16 protein-coding genes are annotated in these 17,381 nt (G+C 43.9%); 11 read left to right on the top strand and 5 right to left on the bottom strand.

Annotated features, from left to right (window positions below; translation table 11 throughout):
• Positions 1–128: 128 nt before the first annotated feature.
• The 11 genes from KPL72_RS03905 to KPL72_RS03855 all read left to right on the top strand — a co-directional run bounded on the left by KPL72_RS03905 (position 129) and on the right by KPL72_RS03855 (position 12,139).
• The gene (locus tag KPL72_RS03905) at positions 129–998 is read left to right on the top strand and encodes a lipase family protein (RefSeq protein ID WP_219701946.1); all 870 of its coding nucleotides are present in this window, start codon (positions 129–131) and stop codon (positions 996–998) included.
• Between the two features lie 413 nt (positions 999–1,411).
• Entirely contained in the window at positions 1,412–2,566 is a 1,155-nt protein-coding gene (locus tag KPL72_RS03900) for a mandelate racemase family protein (protein ID WP_219701945.1), read from the top strand.
• Between the two features lie 105 nt (positions 2,567–2,671).
• The gene (locus tag KPL72_RS03895; protein WP_219701944.1) at positions 2,672–4,282 is read left to right on the top strand and encodes an ABC transporter substrate-binding protein; all 1,611 of its coding nucleotides are present in this window, start codon (positions 2,672–2,674) and stop codon (positions 4,280–4,282) included.
• Between the two features lie 102 nt (positions 4,283–4,384).
• Positions 4,385–5,419, top strand: a complete 1,035-nt coding sequence (locus KPL72_RS03890; RefSeq protein ID WP_249411755.1) for an ABC transporter permease — start codon at positions 4,385–4,387, stop codon at positions 5,417–5,419.
• Positions 5,416–6,318 (top strand): nickel transporter permease, encoded by a 903-nt coding sequence (nikC, locus tag KPL72_RS03885; RefSeq protein WP_219701943.1) that lies wholly within the window; start codon positions 5,416–5,418, stop codon positions 6,316–6,318. The genes KPL72_RS03890 and nikC overlap by 4 nt, the downstream gene beginning before the upstream one ends.
• 14 nt (positions 6,319–6,332) lie before the next feature.
• Positions 6,333–7,172, top strand: coding sequence for an ABC transporter ATP-binding protein (locus KPL72_RS03880; RefSeq protein ID WP_219701942.1), 840 nt, complete (start codon positions 6,333–6,335; stop codon positions 7,170–7,172).
• A gap of 10 nt (positions 7,173–7,182) precedes the next feature.
• The gene (locus KPL72_RS03875) at positions 7,183–7,962 is read left to right on the top strand and encodes an ABC transporter ATP-binding protein (RefSeq protein WP_219701941.1); all 780 of its coding nucleotides are present in this window, start codon (positions 7,183–7,185) and stop codon (positions 7,960–7,962) included.
• 286 nt (positions 7,963–8,248) lie between these two features.
• Complete coding sequence (locus tag KPL72_RS03870; protein ID WP_219701940.1) at positions 8,249–9,190, top strand: ABC transporter substrate-binding protein; 942 nt, start codon at positions 8,249–8,251, stop codon at positions 9,188–9,190.
• A 17-nt stretch (positions 9,191–9,207) separates the two neighbouring features.
• On the top strand, positions 9,208–10,227 hold the full coding sequence (locus tag KPL72_RS03865) for a FecCD family ABC transporter permease (RefSeq protein WP_219701939.1): 1,020 nt from the start codon (positions 9,208–9,210) through the stop codon (positions 10,225–10,227).
• Entirely contained in the window at positions 10,224–11,309 is a 1,086-nt protein-coding gene (locus tag KPL72_RS03860) for a FecCD family ABC transporter permease (RefSeq protein ID WP_219701938.1), read from the top strand. The genes KPL72_RS03865 and KPL72_RS03860 overlap by 4 nt, the downstream gene beginning before the upstream one ends.
• The gene (locus KPL72_RS03855; RefSeq protein ID WP_219701937.1) at positions 11,306–12,139 is read left to right on the top strand and encodes an ABC transporter ATP-binding protein; all 834 of its coding nucleotides are present in this window, start codon (positions 11,306–11,308) and stop codon (positions 12,137–12,139) included. Before KPL72_RS03860 ends, KPL72_RS03855 begins: the two co-directional genes overlap by 4 nt.
• A gap of 85 nt (positions 12,140–12,224) precedes the next feature.
• On the opposite strand, the gene KPL72_RS03850 is transcribed toward KPL72_RS03855, so the two are convergent.
• Genes KPL72_RS03850 through KPL72_RS03830 form a run of 5 tightly spaced genes read right to left on the bottom strand, consistent with a single transcriptional unit; the run spans position 12,225 to position 17,258 of the window.
• Positions 12,225–12,911, bottom strand: coding sequence for an ABC transporter ATP-binding protein (locus tag KPL72_RS03850; RefSeq protein ID WP_212918708.1), 687 nt, complete (start codon positions 12,909–12,911; stop codon positions 12,225–12,227).
• Positions 12,908–13,759, bottom strand: coding sequence for an ABC transporter ATP-binding protein (locus KPL72_RS03845; RefSeq protein ID WP_219701936.1), 852 nt, complete (start codon positions 13,757–13,759; stop codon positions 12,908–12,910). Before KPL72_RS03845 ends, KPL72_RS03850 begins: the two co-directional genes overlap by 4 nt.
• Positions 13,749–14,621 (bottom strand): ABC transporter permease, encoded by an 873-nt coding sequence (locus KPL72_RS03840; RefSeq protein WP_212918706.1) that lies wholly within the window; start codon positions 14,619–14,621, stop codon positions 13,749–13,751. Before KPL72_RS03840 ends, KPL72_RS03845 begins: the two co-directional genes overlap by 11 nt.
• On the bottom strand, positions 14,618–15,676 hold the full coding sequence (locus KPL72_RS03835) for an ABC transporter permease (protein ID WP_219701935.1): 1,059 nt from the start codon (positions 15,674–15,676) through the stop codon (positions 14,618–14,620). The genes KPL72_RS03840 and KPL72_RS03835 overlap by 4 nt, the downstream gene beginning before the upstream one ends.
• A 16-nt stretch (positions 15,677–15,692) precedes the next feature.
• Positions 15,693–17,258, bottom strand: coding sequence for an ABC transporter substrate-binding protein (locus KPL72_RS03830; protein ID WP_219701934.1), 1,566 nt, complete (start codon positions 17,256–17,258; stop codon positions 15,693–15,695).
• Positions 17,259–17,381 lie beyond the last annotated feature (123 nt).

Here is a 17,381-nt window from a genome sequence, read left to right as displayed (position 1 = left end):
TTCGATGCTTTGGTAAGTCATGTACGAACTTACCAAAGCCATCAGTAGAGGATAATAAACCGCTGTTCGTAAAAGCCATTTTTTAGTACTCTGCGCTTCCCTATTTACTATGTTGCTTTTATTTCCTCATGCTAAAAAACACGTTAATTTTACTGTCTCTTTTGACTGTAATGCCTTTCCAATTGGCGTTTGCAGCACCTGATTTTGCCATTATTAAAGCCCAAGCCAAATTATCAGACGATACCTATCTAGAAGCCAATACGCTCGAACAACGCCTTCAAGAACAAGGCCAAACATTAGTACATCAGTCTTTAATTCCCTTATCTCAAGTGAGTTATTTTTTAAGCCGCACCAATGGCGTTCAGACTATTGCCATTCGGGGCACCGCAAACCTAGAAAATGCCATGTTGGATTTAGACTTAGAGTTAAAGCCAGACGCCATTCTTGATATAAAACTACATCAAGGTTTTGGCTCTGGCGCAAAAGCCGTTTACGAAGACATCAAACCTTTCCTAACGAAAGACCAGCCAATTCACCTAACAGGCCACAGTTTGGGCGGTGCTATTGCCGTTATTCTGGCTATGTACTTGCAAAAAGATGGCTATCCAATAGAACAGGTAATTACCTTTGGTCAGCCTAAAGTCACCAATGTTACAGGCGCGAATAAGTTTGATAACTTACCTTTGATTAGAGTGGTAACGCCTAACGACATTGTGCCTTTGGTGCCACCCATTAGCCCTATGCAAATTAGAGACTTAGATATTTTTTGGCACATGGGCGAAGAAGTGATTCTGTTAGAAAGAAAAGAGTTCACCCAAACTAATGGGATTAAAAGCATGTTGCGAGCCACCAAGTTTACAACCTCTATTCCTAGTGACAAAAATCTGTTGGCGCATCAAATGACCACTTATTTAAACCTAATAGAACAGCTACAAACCAACCCGAAAGAAATCCCTTATAAAACCGACCTAAATCTATTTGGCTTTTCGTTCGATTAATCTTAGTCGTCCTCTCGTTACTTTTCAAAACCTCCAAATACGACGTCTGAATAATCATTAGACGTCGTATTCTTGCTTTTCAGAACCAAAAAATAAGCGCTTAGTATTACTTTTTAACAAAAAACCATCACCAACCGTCCTCCGATTCAACTCACTTAATATTTCTTCACCTTAAGAAAATAACTTAACTAATTGTTTCTAAATGTTTTTATTGAAAAATAAAACAAACAGATAACTAACTTTTATCAAACAACTATTGACTCTATTGGTAATACATCATACAACTTATCTGGAAGATAAATGAAATAGCGTTTTATTTTTAAAAACCTATCGTTTTAGCAAGCGAATTTATCTTGCCTCATATACAAAAAAGTTTCTTAAAAGATAAAAATATTAAACAGGATGCTTACTTTATGATCATTAAATCCATTTCAGTGGACGTTTTTACTTTTCTCAGCCGTCGATCAGTAGATACCGCTGGCCATGCTCATCCTGGCGATGAAAAGCAAACCAAAATGGCTATGCTGCGCATAACTACCGAGTCTGGTGACGAAGGTTATGCCTTTGGCCCTCCTGAAGTTATTCGCAAACACATCTTAGATGCCTTTGCTCGAAAAGTACTTATCGGACAAAACGCCATGCACAGAGAGCGCTTATGGCAAGAGCTTGCTCATTGGCAACGTGGCAGTGCTGGCCAATTAACAGACCGTGCCCTCGCATTAGTTGAACAAGCCCTGTGGGATCTTATCGGCCGTAAATTTAACACTCCTGTTTATCAACTACTTGGCGGTTACCGCGATAAAGTATTGGCGTACGGCAGTACCATGTGTGGCGATGAACTTAAAGGCGGCCTAGCAACGCCGGAAGACTACGCAAACTTTGCCGAAACATTGGTAAAACGTGGTTACAAAGCCATCAAACTTCACACTTGGATGCCTCCTGTTTCATTCGCTCCTAGCCCAAAAATGGACATTCGTGCCTGTGCCGCAGTGCGTGAAGCGGTTGGGCCTGACATAGCCTTGATGCTTGATGGTTACCATTGGTATAGCCGTACTGACACATTCAAAATTGGTAAAGAACTAGAACGCCTTAACTTTGAATGGATCGAAGAACCTATGCCAGAAGAGTCCACCGAATCTTATGCTTGGTTAGCAAAAAACTTAGATATCCCTGTGTTAGGACCAGAATCTCTATCTGGTAAACACTTTAGCCGTGCAAGCTGGGTTAAAAATGAAGCCTGTGACATTTTACGTGCTGGCGTAGCTGGTGTGGGTGGTATTGGGCCTTGTATGAAGGTCTCTCACCTTGCTGATTCATTCGGAATGAACTGCGAAATCCACGGTAACGGTGCGGCTAACCTTGCGGTTGTAGGTGCGATTAAGAACTGTGCTTGGTATGAGCGTGGCTTACTGCATCCGTTCCTAGAATACGATGACGTTCCAGCTTACTTAAATAGCATTGTCGATCCTATGGATAAAGACGGATATGTCCACCTTCCTCAAAGACCTGGTCTAGGTGAAGACATTAACTTTGAATACATCGCTAACAACACGGTAGAAACTTATTAATCAAACCAGATAACAAATGAAACGCCGCTGTCCATTGCTTGAAACAAATGGTTCACACACGTCAGCGGCAATGCTTATCCATTACAAAAATAAAGAGGAAGCAAAATGAACGTTTCAAATCTACTCAAATACTGCGCGCTTTCCATGGCAATCAGTGCAGCGATTGCACCAAGTGCATACGCTGTTACACCAGACGACCAACTGGTTATCGGTATGAGCATGGACAATTTATTATCGCTAGATCCTGCTTCAGCAAGCGGTCTGGATGTAGTTGGTGTCAACTCAAACTTGTATGACATGTTAGTCGAACTTGCGCCAAAAGATGCGTCACAAATTTCGCCAGCTGTCGCTAAGAACTGGACAATCAGTGAAGATGGCACTCACATCACGTTCCAATTACGTGATGACGTCACTTTCCACTCTGGCAATAAGCTAACGGCACAAGATGTTGCTTGGTCATTGCAACGTGTACTAAAGCTCAACTTAGCTCTCGCCTCCACTTGGAAAACCTATGGTTTTAGTGCCGACAATGTCGAGCAAGCTATCCAAGCAACGGATGATTACACTCTTGAAATAACGCTTCCGGAAAAAACCGACCCTAAATTAATACTATACACATTAGGCAGTTCCCCAAGTGCTTTTATCATTGATAAAAAAGAAGCGTTAAAACACGAAAAAAATGGCGATTTAGCTCACGCGTGGTTAACTACAAACGTGGCAGGGTCTGGTCCATTTGAGCTAAAAGATTGGCGTGCAAAAGATCGCGTTTTAATGAATCGTTTTGATGATTACTGGCGTACGCCGTCTGAAATGAAACGCATCGTCATGCGCCATATGACAGAGTCTCAATCACTACGTCTAATGCTAGAACGTGGCGATATAGATGTTGCCATGGGCATGTCTATTCCTGACATCGAAGCCTTAAAAAAGGACGATGATGTTCGCACTGAAGCAGACATTCGCGGCACACTTTATTACGTTGCTGTGAGCATGAAAGATCCGAAATTTTCTAATAAAAAAGTACGCGAAGCCGTACGCTATTTGATTGATTATCAAGGCATCAATGATTCGATCATGCCAAACTACGGTGTTTTGCACCAACGTCCAGTCAAATTAGGGTTACCAGCAACCCTTCCTGAACCTGGATATGCCTTAAATATCGAAAAAGCCAAAACATTATTGGCAGAAGCCGGTTACCCTGATGGCTTCAAAACTAGCATTAGAGTGCTGTCGCAATTACCTTTCATCAATATCGCCACCAGCGTGCAATCCACACTGGCTCAAGCTGGCATTAATGCTGAAATTATTACCGGTACAGGCAATCAGGTTTATGGCGCGATGCGCGAGCGTAACTTTGAAATGCTAGTCGGTCGTGGTGGCGGCGGTATCGAACCACATCCTCATTCTAACCTGCGCTCATTGGTCTACAACCCAGACAACAGTGACGAAGCAAAACTAACCAATTTCCAAGGCTGGCGCACAGCATTCTACAGCCCAGAAATTAACACTCTGATTGAAACGGCATTATTGGAAAAAGACGCTCAGAAACAAATCAAAATGTATCAGGACGTCCAGAACCTTTATGACACTCAAATTGGCGCCATTTTCCCAATTTCACAAATGGTTGATACCGTTCTACTCAGAACCGATGTGAAGCACTACGAAGGTCACCAAGCCGCTACGACACGACTAAGAGAAGTCACTAAAGAGCGTTAAGGAATGACATTTCCAACTAAAGTATTGGCCTGATTTTGCTAGTACTAGCCACTAAGCACTTAGGTGCTGGTGGCTTATCCTCTTTATTTTTGGAGACTTATTTTGCTTACTTTCCATTTATCTAACTCGCGCATTAAGCGCGTTCTTGGCGGCCTAAGCTCCGTCGCCATCACCCTATTGGGGCTGCTTGCATTGACGTTTTTTATCGGTCGGGTCATGCCTATCGATCCGGTTCTTTCCGTTATCGGGCCCGATGCTGATAACTCAACGTATGAGCAAGTTTATCAAGAAATGGGTCTAGATAAGCCCATCTACGTTCAGTACTTTTATTATTTGAATGATCTTGCTCATGGTGATTTTGGCAACGCCCTACTCACTGGCCGTCCAGTCATAGAAGATATTGCACGTGTCTTTCCAGCGACCTTAGAACTTGCCACGGTTGCCATTATCTTTGGTATTTTTATCGGCATTCCTTTAGGCGTATACGCTGCCGTCAATAAAGGGAGAACGGTGGATCATATCATTCGTGTTATTAGTCTATTTGGCTACTCAACACCTGTATTCTGGGTCGGCATGATAGGCCTGATCATATTTTACGCTTGGCTTAATGTTGTTGGCGGTTCAGGTCGTGTCGATTTAGCCTACGATGGTTTTGTCGATCCAGTCACTGGCATGTTGCTAATTGATTCAGCCCTAGCAAAAGATTGGGATGTTTTTCAAAGCGCCATCAAGCACATTATTTTACCTGCCTTTATATTGGGTTTAAACGCAGTGTCGTTTATCACTCGTATGACGCGTAGCTTCATGCTAGAGCAACTTTCACAAGAGTACATTTTAACCGCTCAAGTTAAAGGTTTACCTAAACATGTAGTCATCTGGCGTCATGCATTTCGCAATATTCTCGTGCAATTGCTCACTATTATTACTCTATCCTATGGATCCCTATTAGAAGGTGCGGTGTTAATTGAAACTGTCTTTGCTTGGCCAGGGTTTGGTCAATATCTCACCAGTAGCCTCTTACTTGGTGATATGAATGCCGTTGTCGCCTCAGTATTACTCATTGGTCTTATCTTTATTTCAATGAACTTGCTGACAGATTTGCTTTATCAAGTATTCGATCCGAGGACACGAAAATGATTACAAACTCTACTATGGCGCCATCCGCCACCTCAAAATCAGCCAGTGCTAGCATGCTGATGCTATTACAAACGCTAGCACACGGCTGTAAACGAATTATTCGTAATCCTTTGACCGCAGCAGGGCTTGTTGTCGTGATGTTATTGCTTATCGTCGCGATGTTCGCACCATGGATTGCAACACACAACCCTCTTGCTCAGGAACTTAGTAACAGTTTGCAAGCGCCTAGCTCCGAACATTGGTTTGGTACCGATGAATTCGGTCGCGATATCTTTAGTCGCCTTGTTTATGGCTCTCGCATTACTTTATATATCATTACCTTAGTCACTGTTATTGTCGGCCCAATAGGCTTAGCCATTGGAACGATTTCTGGTTACTTCGGCGGTGTAATCGATACCATATTCATGCGTATAACCGATATCTTTATCTCTTTCCCTGGACTAATACTTGCGCTTGCTTTTGTGGCGGCATTAGGGCCTGGCTTAGAGCATGCGGTGATTGCCATTGCCTTGACCAGCTGGCCGCCAATCGCCCGTTTGGCTCGTGCAGAAACCCTGCAATTGCGCAAAGCGGATTACATTGTGGCCGTTCAGTTACAAGGTGCGTCTTCTACTCGTATCATTTTCCGTCATATTGTTCCTATGTGTTTATCCTCCGTTATTGTGCGTCTTACCATGAACATGGCGGGGATTATTTTGACAGCCGCTGGCTTAGGTTTCTTAGGTTTAGGGGCACAAGCACCACTACCTGAATGGGGTGCAATGATCTCCACTGGCCGTAGTTATATGTTAGAAAACTGGTGGCTCGTCGCCGCTCCTGGCGCTGCAATTATGCTTGTCAGTCTAGCGTTCAATTTACTTGGCGATGGTCTACGTGACCTACTCGACCCTAGAAACTAAAGGCGTGCTTTCTTATGCAAAATACAAAGTTAGAAGTCAAAAATCTCCAAATTAGTTTCTCTCATGAAGGGAGCCAAGTGAATGCGGTACGCGACGTATCCTTTACGCTAGGACAAGAGAAGCTCGCTATTGTAGGAGAATCAGGTTCAGGCAAATCCACGGTAGGACGCAGTTTATTAAAGTTGCATCCTAAAAATGCCACCGTTGAAGCAGAAAAACTGCTGTTTGGTGATATTGACTTGTTAAATGCCAGCGAAAAAACCATGCGCGATATTCGTGGTCGTCGTATATCAATGATAATGCAAGACCCAAAATACTCGCTGAATCCTGTTATGAAAGTAGGCGACCAAATTGCCGAAGCCTATTTAGCCCATTACAAGGTAAGCAAAAAAATCGCACAAGAAAAAGCCTTAATCATGCTTGAAAAAGTTCAAATCCGTGATCCTAAACGGGTCTATTCGCTCTATCCTCACGAGGTTTCTGGGGGTATGGGTCAGAGGGTTATGATTGCTATGATGCTGATTCCTGAGCCAGAAATTATCATTGCCGACGAGCCAACGTCTGCCCTTGATGTATCAGTGCAACGTCAAGTACTGAACTTACTTGATGAGCTGATCAGCGAGCGAAACATCGGACTGATCTTTATCAGTCACGACCTCGATCTGGTACGCAATTATTGTGATCGCGTACTCGTTATGTATGCTGGTCGTGTCGTGGAATCTATCAAAGCCAGTGAGCTGGAAAATGCTCAACATCCTTACACTCAAGGTTTGCTAAAAGCACCACCAAGAATAGGCGACATTCGCAACCGCCTCCCTACTTTAGAGCGAGATCCTAGCTGGTTATATAATTGAGGGCGTTTTTATGAACATGATAAACATTGAAGGGCTCGACCTATCTTTTGGTACGGGCGCAAACGAAAGCAAAATTTTGCATGACGTAAACATCCAGATTCAAGCAGGCGAATCTTTTGGTCTAGTGGGTGAATCTGGCTCTGGAAAAACCACTGTCCTACGCTGTCTAGCAGGACAATACAATCATTGGTCTGGGCAGCTTTCTGTTAATGGTAATCGTCTGCTACATAAGCTCGACAAAAAACGCTGCATCGATATGCAAATGGTCTTCCAAGATCCGTATGGGTCTTTACACCCAAGACACAGCATTGAAACCGCACTTGCTGAACCGTTAAAAATTCACAAAATAGACAATAGAGACGAGCGAATTAGCGCTATACTCAAAAAAGTGGGACTGGATGACAGCTTCCGTTACCGCTCACCGCACCAACTGTCTGGTGGTCAGCGTCAGCGCGTTGCTATTGCCAGAGCCTTGATACTTGAGCCTAAAATCCTGTTGTTAGATGAACCAACTTCAGCATTGGATGTGTCTGTTCAAGCAGAAATCCTCAACTTACTAAAAGACTTAAAAGAAAAAGAAGGTCTGACTTATCTAATGGTGACTCATGATCTTGGTGTGGTGACTTATCTATGTGATCGCATTGCCGTTATGCAAAATGGTCATATTGTCGAAACCATTTCATCAGTGAATCTTGCTAACCATGGTGCCTCAGAGCCTTATACGCGAATGCTTTTGGATTGTTGTTATCACACAGAAACGACACAGAGTTCAGAAGCATTAAGTGCCTAATCAAGGCTTATTATTAATATCTTCAAGCGCTCGGTAAACGAGCGCTTTTTTCAATAAATTTCATTTCCGCCTCCACCTAGATGTGAATGCAAGCATGCAGTTTGTAAAACGATGCGTTCCGCATCCCGTCATACTTAATTAAGCATAACCAGTTAAAAAGAATAATAAGAAGCGTTATCATTAGCGCCGCTTATTATCCTACTAAAGCACTTCTGCGTTGTTGATTACTTGTTGCTCAGTAACAACCATACAGCTGCTATAGATATTCAAACCAAAGGAATTCGTTATGTTGCTTAATCGCCCCTCTTTTAAGAAAATCTTGCTCTGTGCCTGCATTACGGCTTCATTAAATGCTTTTGCTGGTGAACATAACGTCACTACAAAATATGGCGAAGTAAAAGTTAATAATGAAGTGAAGCGCGTCGTCACCTTGTCTGAAGATGCCCTAGACAGCGCAATTTCACTGGGTGTGAAACCGCTAGGCGCTATTGCGACTCGTGGTGGAGATTCTGTAGCAGAATACATTCAACAACGCGCTAGTGGCGTTAATATAGTAGGCACTTCTCGTCAAAACAACTTAGAAGCTATTGCAGCACAACGTCCAGATTTGATTTTAGCGTCGGCGAACTTACCTCAGGATCAATACAACATCTTGTCTAAAATTGCGCCAACTATCGTCCCTCTTTCCCCTGGAATGGTATCTGATAGCTGGATCACGGTGGCCAAAGTGTATGCACAAGCACTAAACAAAAGCGAGCAGATGGATGACATCCTGAATAACATAAAAGTTCGTGAAAACGCTCTGAGAAATGTCATTACTGCAAAACTACCAAAAGACGAACGCTCTGCAACATTAGCGCGCTGGATGCCACAAGGCCCTATCGTAATGTCATCACAGATTTTCTCTACCGATGTTCTCGCAGCAACTGGATTTATCATCAACGATGCAGGCGTGATAAAAGAAGGCCGCCCCCATAGTAGCCCTCTTAGTTTAGAGAATTTATCTAAAATCGACAGTGACTGGTTGTTCTTAGCAACACTAAATACTGAAGGTAAAGACGCACTTGAAGCAGCCAAAACTTCCCCCTCTTTCTCACGTCTTAATGTTGTAAAAGAAGACAAAGTTTTTTCAGTAAATGGCCAATTATGGACGAGCGCTGCTGGCCCGCTTGCTGCCCATGCCATTCTTGATGACATTCAAAATATCATTGATAGCACAATAAAATAATTAGACAAATAACCTAGATGATTAGTTGGTTTCATATACCTCCCGCACAACGCCCCTTGTTTAGCGTATTTGTGTCAGCACATTTAGTGTTGGCACTTTGCTGTATCTGCAGTTTATTGTTTGGCGCTGGCGGCTTAAGTTTACAAGCTTCTTTTCAAACACTACTCGGCAATGGTTCCGCAGACGATCAATTCACTGTCTTTCATTTACGCGCAACCAGAACAGTCATTGGCTTGTTTATTGGTTTAACACTTGGCATTGCTGGTGCTTTAATGCAGGCTGTAGCACGCAATCCATTGGCTGAACCTGGTTTACTTGGCGTTAGTGCTGGAAGCTCCCTTGCAGTTGCCATTACTTTGGTTCTAGGTGCCAGCACGGCAACATTAACGGTTGGTATTGCCCAATTTGGCGCTTTGCTAGGCTGTTTGTGTGTGCTTAGCGTCGCTCGAATGCAAGGACAGCAAAACGACCCAATTCGCTTAGTTCTGGCTGGCGCCGCGCTTTCAAGTCTGTTACTCGCTGTAACTTCTCTATTGTTACTATTTGACCAAAGAGCCGCCGATGAAATTCGCTTTTGGGTAACAGGCAGCGTTGCAGGTAGAGACACCGACACCCTATTATCGGTTTTGCCTTCCATGCTGATTGCGGGACTTTGTATCTTATACGCAGTAAAGCCTCTGGCATCATTAGCACTAGGTGAGCGAGTTGCCATTGGCTTGGGACACAAGCCGCAACGTATCCGCGCTGTTGTCATTGTAGCTGTTGCTTTACTCGTTGGTGGTGCAACCGCGATTGCTGGTCCCGTTGCTTTTATAGGCCTAGTGGTTCCTTTTGCGGCACGCGCTTTGGTTGGGCCAGATATTCGCCGTACTTTATGGCTATGTTTACCACTCGGACCAATTATTGTGATTTCTGCAGACATCGTATCACGCCTTGTTGCTCAACCAGCTGAAATGCCATTAGGAGTATTGACCGCCATTATTGGTGCCCCTGTACTACTGTTGATTGTGCGATCTCGAAGAATGCCTACCTTATGATGAATCAAAGTCTCTCCCTTCCTAATAACGAAGAAAACCCTACAGCACCAAGCGGTCATAGCTTATTGTCTCTAGGTCGTCATCTGACGCTATTGATCGAGAAACAAGCAGTTATCCGCAACACTTGGCTACTAATCCTGTTATCAGTCGCTTGTATTGCAACACTTGGTATTGGCACCATGCCAATCTCGCCAAAAGATGTTATTGCCGTATTATTTGGCCACGGCAATCCGATGAGTCAGTTCATTGTGCAAGATTTACGTTTACCACGTTTATTGGCTGCACTATTTACTGGAGCTGCTTTCAGTTTGGCTGGCTGTTTAATGCAAACCATGGCTAGAAACCGCTTAGCGACACCAGGCATAATTGGCATAGATAACGCTGCGATGGCATTCGCTGTGTCGTCAGTGGTTGGTATGGGGGTTTCGCTCGCGCCTTCTGCTATGGCATTGGCTGGTGCTGCAACAGCAACCGCTTTGGCATTTGGCCTTGCTGGTGGCAGTGGCACACGGGGCTATCGCTTCATCGTTGCCGGTATCGGCATTGGTGCCATTGCGGGTGCGGTAACGCAATTACTATTAAGCCAAGTCAGTATCGATGTGGCAAACAGCGCCTATCCTTGGACGGTTGGTAGCTTGAGTGCTCGCGATCCTATGATGGTAAAAGTGTTAGGCATTGGGCTTGGCATCTGTTTAGTAGCTTGCTTATTTTTGGCCTCTCAGTTTGCTTTGATGCCCTTTTCCGACCAAGTCATTACAGGTCTTGGCGCAAATATCAAACACATTCGAATCACCGCTTTAGTTTTGTGTATCACACTAACTGGCCTTGCCGTTGCGGTAGCTGGCCCTGTCGGCTTAGTTGCCTTGGTTGGCCCTGAGATCGCTAGAGTTCTGGCACGTTATCGTGGTATTCCCTTGATAAGCTCTGCACTCACTGGCGCCTTGGTGATGATTCTAGCCGATCTATTTGGTCGAACGATATTGTCACCAATAGAATTACCCGTTGGTATAGTCACTGCCGTTATAGGTGGTCCTTACTTAATTTGGATACTTGTACGACGCACTTCAAGGACTTCGTTATGACGGCCACGTCTCTACAATTTAAACAGACATCTGAAATAAACAACCTAGCTCGTCTCGGGGCTGAAAGGCTCACCCTAAAACATGGCAAAACCAGCATTATTGAAAATCTAGATGTTTCTCTTCCAGAAGGGAAAGTCACTGCTATTGTTGGGCCAAATGGCTGCGGTAAATCCACCTTGTTAAATGGCTTATCTCGCGTTCATTCACCAAGTTCTGGGGTTGTACTGCTCGATGGAAAAGACATTCATTCTCTTCCTTCCAAAGAAGTCGCTAGACGACTCGCACTATTACCACAAGACACTTTAGCACCGGATGGCATTACCATTGAAGAATTGATTCGCTTTGGCCGTCACCCCCACCAAAGTCTACTAAAACAATGGGCTATGGATGACCAACAAGCCATAAACTACGCCCTAAACGCCGCAGATTTAGAAGGGCTAAAAAATCGACTGCTGGACACGCTCTCTGGCGGACAACGCCAACGAGCTTGGATTGCTATGTCAATTGCACAAGAAACGCCTTTGCTCTTATTGGATGAGCCAACTTCAGCTCTGGATTTAGGGCATCAGATTGAAGTCTTCGAGCTAATACGCAATTTATCAAGACAAGGCAAAACTCTCGCTATGGTAGTTCATGACCTACCAAGCGCTTGCCGGTATTCGGATCATATTATTGCTATGAAAAAAGGCGAGATAATCACCCAAGGCAGCCCAAAAGAGGTGATGACAAAAGAGCTGGTGCGTGAATTATATGGCGTTGAATGCGACCTGATTCCAGATCCGATGACTGGCAGCCCGATTCTTATTAATATGAAGCGAGTTAGAAACTAGTTTTTTAGTTTCTGGAAGTAAAATGAACTTTCAACGCCCTTTAGCTATCTCTTTACTAAAGGGCGTTTAATCTAAGTAAACACCTCTAATTATAGAATTTTTCTTGATCAATCCGTCCAGCTTTCATTGTAACCGCATGGTCACACATGTAATCCACTACATCAGGATCATGACTGACCATCACCATGGTTAAATCTCGCTTGGCTTTTAAATCATTTAATAGATTCAGAATTTCCGCCTGCACAGACATATCCAAGGCTGACGTGGGTTCATCTAATAACAAAAGCTTTGGTTCCAGCAACAAGGCACGAATAATCGCTACTCGCTGACGCTGGCCGCCAGACAATTGATGGGGATATCGATCAATCATGTTTTCAGCTAAACCAACCTGCTTAAAACCTTCACTCAAACGATCATCAATATCTTGATAACCCAGCAATTTCAAAGGTTCTGACAAAGCACGACGCAGACGATGTTTCGGGTGCAAAGAAGCATAAGGATCTTGAAATACCATTTGCACACGACGGCGCAAGTCACCAGTGAACACCTTGCCAGCACTCAATGGCTGATCCAACATGTTTATACTACCGCTCCAATGCGGATTTAACCCTGCCAACACCCAAAGCAAAGTCGACTTACCACATCCAGAAGGGCCAACCAAACCAAAGCACTCGCCAGCTTTAACAGTCAAATTTACGTCATGAACAACGGTATTACGCTCCGAGCCTTGAACATGACTGATACTGACGTCATTTAATTCGATCAAGTTCATCGAGCGGCTCCTTCGGTTAAACTGGCTATCTGTTTCCGATCCAAGATAGGCAATGATTCCCCTCGTTTATCAATATTCGGACGACATGACCACAAGGTTTTCGTATACGGATGTGACGCGTTGGATAATTCAGATGCCGCCAACTGGTCAATCAACTGACCTTGATACATAACCAATACCCGCTCGCAATAATCTGCCACTTGCTGCAAATCATGACTAATCAATAACAAGCCCATATTGCGCTCTTCAACCAAGGAAGAAATTAACTCTAAGACCTGATCTCTCACCGCATGATCTAGTGCCGACGTTGGTTCATCAGCAATCAAAAACTGCGGATCATTGATCAATGCTATTGCTAACATCACTCGCTGCCCCATTCCGCCTGACAACTGATGAGGATACATCTTGCGTAGTTGGGCTGGATTCGGTAAACCGACGGCATCCAGCATATGCTCGACTTTTTCGATTCGCACTTTTTTCGATAAAGACTGATGTAGCACCAAAGGCTCAGCCACTTGTCGGCCAATATTTTGTGTCGGATTCAACGCGTATTTAGGATCTTGCAGCACCATAGCAACTTGCTTGCCACGCAATTGATTCCATTGTCTTTGATTATAAGGCAAGACGGCTTCGCCAAGCAGTTCAAAGCGATCCGCCTGAACGTGTAAAGAATCTGGTAGCAATCCCATTAACGAACGTGCGGTAAGTGATTTTCCTGAGCCAGATTCTCCAACAAGCGCAACCCGTTCACGCCCCATCGAAAAATCAATGCCTTTGACCAATTCTGTACCGTCTTCCAAACCAATTTTCAGGCTCTCGATGCGAATCAAACTTGAATTATTTGTCATGACGAGGATCCATTTTATCTCTAAGTCCATCACCCAGCAGGTTAAAAGCAAGGCTAGCGAACAAAATAGCAAAACCGGGCACCGCAGCAACCCACCATTGATCAAATATCACGCGGCTACCGCTGGATACCATAGACCCCCACTCTGCCGTCGGCGGCTGAATGCCCATACCTAAAAAGCCAAGACCAGCTGCAGCAAGAATAATCCCCCCTAAATTCAGCGCAGCTCGAACAATCGCACTCGGCAAAACCAAAGGTAAGATATGACCCACAATCAAACGTAAACCTGTTACACCTTGCATTCTAGCCGCTGACAAATAATCACTGCGACGAATAGACAAGGTTTCTGTTCTCGCTTGTCGCGCAAATGAAGGCCAACTAGTAAACGCCAAAGCTAATGCGCCATTCATTAAGCCTGGTCCTAAAATAGAAACCAAAGCCAATGCAATAACCAAACTAGGTAAAGACATAACAATGTCAGTAATACGCATCAAGATGCGCTCGACCCAACCGCCAAAATAGCCTGCAAAAATGCCCACAGCCAAGCCAATAGGAACCGTTAGAATGACAACCAAACTTACTAAAATAAGTGTTGGGCGAGCACCAAATAAGACGCGGGAGAATAAATCGCGGCCAAAACGGTCAGTACCAAACCAATGCACGGCATCGGGAGCCAATAATCTGTCTTGGATATTTTGAACATTAGGATCAAAGGGTGATAAAAGCGGCGCTAGCAAAGCCAAGCCTAATAGCATCATCACCATGATCAAGCCGATATTAAAAGTATTCAACCAGCGAGGTAACCGAAAGCGACGCTTCTTCTGTACTGTATGAGGGGTAAGGTTATTTGTTGAATCCATCATCTTGTTCTTGGGTCCACCCATTTAGTGAGTGCGTCGGCAAATGTATTTAGCAAAATAAAACAGGTACCAATTAATAACGTTGAACCTAATATCGCAGAAATATCCGAAGCAAATAATGCACTGGTTAAGTAACGACCAAGCCCAGGCCAAGCAAATACCGTTTCTGTTAATACGGCACCTTCTAACAAGCTTGCATAAGACAAAGCCAGAATTGTGATTAAAGTGCCCAATACGTTAGGAAAGACGTGCACCACTAGAATTCGAAGACGACTTGCGCCCTTAGCTTGCGCCAAAATCACATATTCCTTATTGGTCTCTTCTAGCATGACAGCACGCAACAATCGCGTAATCGACGCCATAGAAAGTAGCGCCAGTACAGCCACAGGTAACCATAAATGCGCAATCGCATTTTTAATTATTTCCACATCCCCACTACGAATGGCATCAACTAAAATAAAACCGCTGTTTTGCGTCATCGTATAGGTATAAATATCGTCTAATCGGCCAGGCCCTGCTGACCAATGCAAAGTGGCATAAAACAATAATAGCCCCAATAAACCAAGCCAAAAAACGGGTACAGAATAACCCAGCAAGGACACAAATCGCGCCAAATGATCCATCCAACTACCTGGCTTATACACCGCCATTCCAGCAAGCAAAATACCAAAGAAAGCACCGAAAAACATGGCACAGGTTGCCAGCTCAATCGTCGCTGGAAAAGTGCGCATCAAATCACTAACGACTGGTTGCTGAGTTAACTGAGAAACACCCAAATCGCCCTGAGATAATCGCCCCAAGTAATGAAGAAATTGCATTGGTAAAGGCTGATCTAAACCTAATTCATGATGAGCCTGTTGGTACGTCGCCTCACTGGCATGATCTCCTACTAGCTGCAAAACAGGATCAACTGGTGCAGCACGAGACAATATAAAGGTAAAAACCAGCAAGCCGAATAAGGTCAGCGCCAATGAAACAAGGCCGCTCGCCAGAGTCTGGACGCGGCCTATCCAAAGTCGGCGCGTTTTCGCGCCGACTGACAGTGTTGAAGCGCTCATTGTTTAGAGGTGCCCATTATTTAGAAACGTTCTTGTAATAAACCATATCTGGCATGATGCCCTGTACGTAGCCTTGCAAGTCTTCTCGAATCGCAACTAGCTTTTTGTTTTGCAAGCCAACAACAATAGGTGAACTTTCACGAACTTTTTTCTGCAAGGCTTGGTACATTTCAGTACGTTTTGCTTCATCTGTTTCAGCACGAGCCGCAATGGTCATCTTGCTTAATTCAGGAATCTGCCAGTTAGCACGCCATGCTAGCGTTTTAGAACCATTTTCAGGGTTATACGCAAAAGCTGATGCATTGGTGTTTGGATCAAAATAGTCTGGGCCCCAAGCAGTCACTGTGGCTTCAAAATTATGACTCTTCACTTCACTAGAAACCTGACTACTAATGCCCGGAATCAATTCCACTTTAATGCCTGCACGCTCAAAACTCGCTTGCAAAGCTTGCGCCACATCCAAATACGGCGGCTGATTGCTGACAATTAACTTGAAGTGAGGGTTTTTAATGCCCGCTTCTTTCAGGATGGCTTTCGCTTTTTCTGGATCATAGCTGTATGGCTGATCAGTCAACGCACCATTGAAACCAACTGGTAAAAACGATTGCTGAACTTGAAACTGACCGCGCATCAAATCAACACCAATACCTTTGTAGTCAAACGCCCAATGTGCGGCTTCCCAAAATTTTGGATTGCCCAAATCTGGGTTATTTTCCACCTTGGTATTAAACAAAATGTAGTACAAAGAAGCATAAGGTAAAGCCAAAGTTTTCACGCCTTTTTTACCTTGCAATGATTGAAACTGATCCGAACCTAAATTACGGGCAATGTCTGCATCACCTTGCTCAATCAATAACTGACGAGTTGCCGCATCAGGCACATTCTTCATCAAAATCAAATCTAGCTTAGGCGCGCCACCTGGCGAAGTTTTATTCGCAGACAACACCAAGGCTTCATGGGGAATGTATTGTTTAATCTGAAAAGGACCACTACCTGCTGAATGATTATTCAACCAAGCATGACCAAGATCGCCGTTCTCAGCATTCGCCATTGCGGTCTTCTCATCAACAATAGAAGACGCAGGTGCAGACAATAGGCTCAATACAAATGAAGGTCCAACACTCACATCCCAAGTAATTTTCACTTTATCATCGGCAATTTTCTGAATGTGACTATCAACATTGTCTTTATCCCAACCCAATTGGGTCAAAATAAACGACGGCGCTAGATTCAGCTTAACCACGCGCCCCAAAGAAAAGATAACATCTTCTGGACGAACTGGATTACCACTAGCGAACTCCGCACCTTTGCGCAGAGTTAACGTTAAACTGTTGGATGTTGATTCCCAACTAGACGCCAAAGTAGGCTCCAGACTGGTTGGATTTTGTGGGTCAGATTGAACCAAACGTTGATAAACATTGGTAAAGGTTTGTACTGAGGTTAATTCAAAACCTTGTGCTGGATCTAAGCTGGTAACATCGTCTAATGATTGTGCCACAACTAAGGCATTTGGTGGCGTTGCTGCAAAAGCAGAAAAGCTACTGGCACAAACCAGCAAACTTGTTGCTAATAGTTTTTTCATAAATATAGCATCCTGATAATCGGTTCATTGTATGTAAAATAATGAATGTCAAAGAATAAGCTAAAACAATAGCCATGTTATCTATATAAAAATATAGATCTCTTTAGTAATTAAAATAAGTGG

The organism is Marinomonas lutimaris, assembly GCF_019426345.1.
Taxonomy (GTDB): Bacteria; Pseudomonadota; Gammaproteobacteria; order Pseudomonadales; family Marinomonadaceae; genus Marinomonas; species Marinomonas lutimaris.
This window is presented reverse-complemented; position numbering and strand designations above follow the sequence as displayed.